Source organism: Mesorhizobium sp. P3_A9 (assembly GCF_056402975.1).
Window position 1 is genome coordinate 1 of the sequence record NZ_JBFUGJ010000423.1, and the last position, 4,538, is coordinate 4,538.

General features: G+C 63.9%; 4 protein-coding genes. 1 reads left to right on the forward strand and 3 read right to left on the reverse strand.

Features of this window, described 5'->3' with window-relative positions:
* The 3 genes from coaBC to ubiE all read right to left on the reverse strand — a co-directional run.
* Positions 1 to 923: bifunctional phosphopantothenoylcysteine decarboxylase/phosphopantothenate--cysteine ligase CoaBC (coaBC, locus tag AC1DX0_RS31585; RefSeq protein WP_477358348.1), on the reverse strand; the 923-nt coding region annotated here is incomplete at its 3' end.
* 84 nt (positions 924 to 1,007) lie between these two features.
* Positions 1,008 to 2,582, reverse strand: a complete 1,575-nt coding sequence (gene ubiB, locus AC1DX0_RS31590; protein ID WP_477358350.1) for a 2-polyprenylphenol 6-hydroxylase — start codon at positions 2,580 to 2,582, stop codon at positions 1,008 to 1,010.
* Between the two features lie 67 nt (positions 2,583 to 2,649).
* On the reverse strand, positions 2,650 to 3,426 hold the full coding sequence (gene ubiE, locus AC1DX0_RS31595) for a bifunctional demethylmenaquinone methyltransferase/2-methoxy-6-polyprenyl-1,4-benzoquinol methylase UbiE (protein WP_477358352.1): 777 nt from the start codon (positions 3,424 to 3,426) through the stop codon (positions 2,650 to 2,652).
* A 134-nt stretch (positions 3,427 to 3,560) separates the two neighbouring features.
* Between ubiE and AC1DX0_RS31600 the strand changes: the two genes are divergently transcribed.
* Complete coding sequence (locus AC1DX0_RS31600; RefSeq protein WP_477358354.1) at positions 3,561 to 4,535, forward strand: adenosine deaminase; 975 nt, start codon at positions 3,561 to 3,563, stop codon at positions 4,533 to 4,535.
* Positions 4,536 to 4,538: the final 3 nt, after the last annotated feature.

The following is a 4,538-nucleotide window of genomic DNA, read 5'->3' on the forward strand; positions in this document are numbered from 1 at the left end:
AGCATGGCCAACGCCGCGGCGATGGCATGGCCCTGCTTGCCGGAGGAACGGTTGGCGATATAGCGCACCGGGTCGATCGGCTCATGCGTCGGGCCGGAGGTGACGATGATCTTGCGCCCCGCGAGTGGCTTGGGACCGGCATCGAGCAGCGCTTCGATCGCGGCGACGATCTCCAGCGGCTCGGCCATGCGGCCTTCGCCGGCCTCATTGCTTTCGGCCATCTCGCCTTTGGCCGGGCCGATGAAGGCGATGCCGTCCTTGCCCAGTGTCGCGCGGTTGCGGCGCGTCGCGGCATGCGACCACATTCTGGGGTTCATCGCCGGCGCCATCAGCACTGGCTTGTCGGTGGCGATGAGTACGGTCGAGGCGAGATCGTTGGCATGGCCGTTGGCAAGCTTGGCCATCAGGTCGGCGGTGGCGGGCGCGACCACCAGAAGGTCGGCCTCGCGCGACAGCCTGATGTGGCCGACATCATGCTCGTCATTGCGGTCGAACAATTCGGTGAAGACATGGTCGGCCGAGAGCGCGCCGACAGACAGGGTGGTGATGAATTCCTGTGCCGCTGATGTCATCACCACGCGCACCGCTGCACCACGCTCGCGCAGCCGGCGGATCAGGTCGAGCGCCTTGTAGGCGGCGATGCCGCCGCCGATGATGAGCAGGATGCGCTTGCCGGAGAGGCTGCCGCGCGGCAGGGTTTTGCCTGCGGGCGAGGCAACCTGCGTCGCCGCAACGTGCGTGCTAGCCAAGTCGCGCAAAGTCTTTTCGATCTGGTCGATACGTCCAGGCCTGATCTGGCCGTCGACAGCGGTCCGGATCATCACCCGGGCCTGCTCTTCCATGGAGCGGTTGTTTTCCGCCGCCAATCGGCGCAGCAGCTCCTTGACCTCATCGTCAAGGTTGCGGATCGTGATGCTTGCCATGTGATTGCACTACGCCCATCTTGTTCGATGGCAATGATAGCAATGCAATCAATTTGCCGCAAGTTGCGGAACCAAGGGTCGGAACTAAAGAATCTTCCAGGCGATATAAATCAGCGTCAGCGCGATCACCCACAGCGCCATGCGGCCTGAGCGGCTGTAGCGCGCCTCGGCCTTGCCGATGGCGCGGGCGGTGGTCTCGTCGAAGCGCAGTCCGTGTTCGGCCATCAGGTCGATTTCGCGCGATAGCCTGTCCGTGCGCGCGGCAAGCTCGGGTATCTGACGGGCGAGCGTCAGCAGCGCCTTGGCGCCATCGCGCGCGTCGATCATCATGCCGCGCGGGCCAAGGTTTCCGGCAATCCAGCCGCCGACCACCGGTTCCGCCGTCTTCCACATGTTGAAGGCCGGATCGAGCGTGCGCGCCACGCCCTCGACCACCACCATGGTCTTCTGCAGCAGGATCAATTCCGGCCTTGTCGCCATGTCGAAGAGTTCGGTCACTTCGAACAGCAGCGTCAGCAGCTTGGCCATGGAAATGGTCTCGGCCGGCTGGCCGTGGATCGGCTCGCCGATGGCGCGGATGGCTTGCGCGAAGGCCGCGACATTGTGCTGGCGCGGCACATAACCGGCCTCGAAATGCACTTCGGCGACGCGCAGATAGTCGCGGGTGATGAAACCGTAGAGGATTTCGGCGAGAAAGCGGCGCTCCTTCTTGCCCAGCCTGCCGGCAATACCGAGATCGACGGCGACGATGGTGCCATTCGCCTCRACRAACAGGTTTCCSGGATGCATGTCGGCATGGAAGAAGCCGTCGCGCARSGTATGGCGCAGGAACGACTGGATSAGRTTGSCGGCGATSGYYTTSAGRTCGTGGCCGRMGGCYKCGAGGCCGKCRAYGTYGTTCATCTTGAYGCCGTCGACCCAYTCCATGGTCARMACGTCRCGGCCGGTGCGCTCCCAGTCGACGGAMGGYACGCGAAAGCCKGGATCGTCCCTGGTGTTCTCGCCGAGTTCCGACAGGGCCGCCGCCTCGAGGCGCAGGTCCATCTCGATCTTGGTGGTCTGCGCCAGCGTCTCGGTCACCTCGACAGGCCGCAGCCGGCGCGACGAGGGGATGTATTTCTCCTGCATGCGGGCGGCGAGGAAATAGCTCTCAAGGTCCTGGAAGAAGCGGCGGCGCACGCCTGGCCGAATCACCTTCACCGCGACCTTGGTTGCGGTACCGTCATGGATGGTTTCGGCGGCATGAACCTGGGCGATGGAGGCTGCGGCGACCGGGTCGCCAAACGCGGCGTAGAGATCGCCCACCTTGCGCCCGAGCGAGGCTTCGATGGCCGCGACCGCCTCGGCCTTCGGGAAAGTGTGCATCTTGTCCTGCAGCATGGCGAGGTCGAGCGCCATGTCATTGCCGACGACGTCAGGCCGCGTCGCCAGGAACTGGCCGAGCTTGACATAGGACGGTCCGAGCCGGACCACCGCCTTGGCCAGCCGGTCACTGCGCTCATAGGCGAGCGCGCGCCGCCGGGTGAAGAGCCGCGCCAGCCGCCAGCCGAATTTCGGCAGGCCGGACAGTTCCTCGCCCGGCAGGGCGGCGATGACGCCCTCGCGCACCAGCACCCAGCCGGCCCGTGCGAGCCTGAAACCAGCGCYGACGCTGCTCATGGCTGCACCSAGGCCGGKCCTTGCGRCYGGCAYGAGCTATATCGAGGATGGGAAATGCGATGCCGCCTCAAAGCTTCCAGCCTGAATGAAGCGCGGCAATACCGCCGGAATAGTTGCGGAAGGAAACGCGGTCGAAGCCGGCGCGGGAAATCATCGCGGCGAAATTCTGCTGGTTGGGGAATTTCGCGATCGACTCGACCAGATAGGAATAGGGCTCGCCGTCGCCGGTGACCATCTTGCCGATCCTGGGAATGGCGTTGAACGACCAGGCTTCGTAGGCCTTGTCGAGCAGCGGCATCTCGACCTCGGAAAATTCCAAGCACAGGAACCGGCCGCCGGGCTTCAGCACGCGGAACGCTTCGCCCAAGGCAACTTCGATGCGCGGCACGTTGCGAATGCCGAAAGCGATGGTGTAGGCATCGAATGTGGCATCGGCGAAGGGCAATTCCTCGGCATTGGCCTCGACGAAATCGGTGTTGCCGGACAGGCCCTTTTTCTCGGCCCGGTCGCGGCCGACACCGAGCATCGAGCCGTTGATGTCGAGCACCGTGGCATGCGCGTTGCCCTGGCTGGCAGCGACGATGCGGAAGGCGATGTCGCCGGTGCCGCCKGCMACATCSAGSACCTTCCAGCCYGSCCGYTTCGGYGGATTRAGCCATGTCACCATGGCRTCCTTCCACAGCCGGTGCAGKCCRGCCGACATCAGATCGTTCATCAGRTCGTAGCGGTTGGCKACCTTGTGGAAAACATCGTTGACCAGGGACTGCTTCTCGCCTTCCCCTACACGCTTGAAACCATAGGAGGTTTCCATGCCGCCCGCGGCCGTGGTTCTCTCAACTGACATTTTTTTGATCCGTCATAAAACCGGCGGGACCATAGCCGATCGATGCTGTGGGCGCTATTGTTTAAGGCGCGGTGTTCAGCCGCGCTTCCAGGTGGTGGGTTTTCAAGACCTGGACTGACCGACGGGATGTTTGAATGCCTTTGAAAGCGGAACTGCACTGCCACATTGAAGGGGCAGCCGCGCCAGAACTCGTCGTCCGCCAGGCGCAGAAATACGGCAAGGACACGTCGCCCTATATCCAGAACGGTTCCTTCGTCTGGCACGATTTCACCTCCTTTCTCGCGGCTTACGACTTTTCCGCCGATCTGTTCCGCACCGAGGAAGATTATGCGCGGCTGGCCGACCACTATCTGACCAGCCTTGCCCGCGACGGGGCCATCTATTCCGAAGTGTTCACCTCGCCGGACCATGCGACGAAAGCCGGGCTGTCGCCCAAGGCCTATACCGACGCGCTTGGCGAAGGCATGCTCCGCGCCAAGGCCAAGACCGGCATAGAGGGCCGCATGATCGTCACCGGCGTGCGCCATGTCGGTGTCGAGTCGATCGAGCAGGCGGCGCGCTTCGCGGCGCGTTGCGGGCATCCGCTGGTCACCGGCTTCGGCGTTGCCGGCGACGAGCGCATGGGCGAGATGGAGGACTATGTCAGGGCTTTCGAGATCGCGCGCGAGGCCGGGCTTGGCATCACCATCCATGCCGGGGAACTGACGGGGTGGGAGACCGTCCAGGCGGCACTCGACCACATCAAACCCTCCCGTATCGGCCATGGCGTGCGCGCCATCGAGAATCCGGACCTTGTCCGGCGTATCGCCGACGAAGGCATCGTTCTGGAATGCTGCCCCGGTTCCAACATCGCGCTCAAGGTGTTCGACAGTTTTGCCGACCATCCGTTTCCCGSCCTGCAGGCGGCCGGCTGCAAGGTGACGCTCAAYTCCGACGAYCCGCCTTATTTCTGGACGTCGCTGAAGCGCGAATACGCCATCGCCGCCGAGCATTTTGCGATGGACGACAAGGCGCTCGCCGCGGTCACCCGGACGGCAATAGAGGCAGCCTTCGTCGATCGCAAGACCAAGACCGCACTGCTCGCCAAGCTCAACGGCGTCGCGCGCTGATTT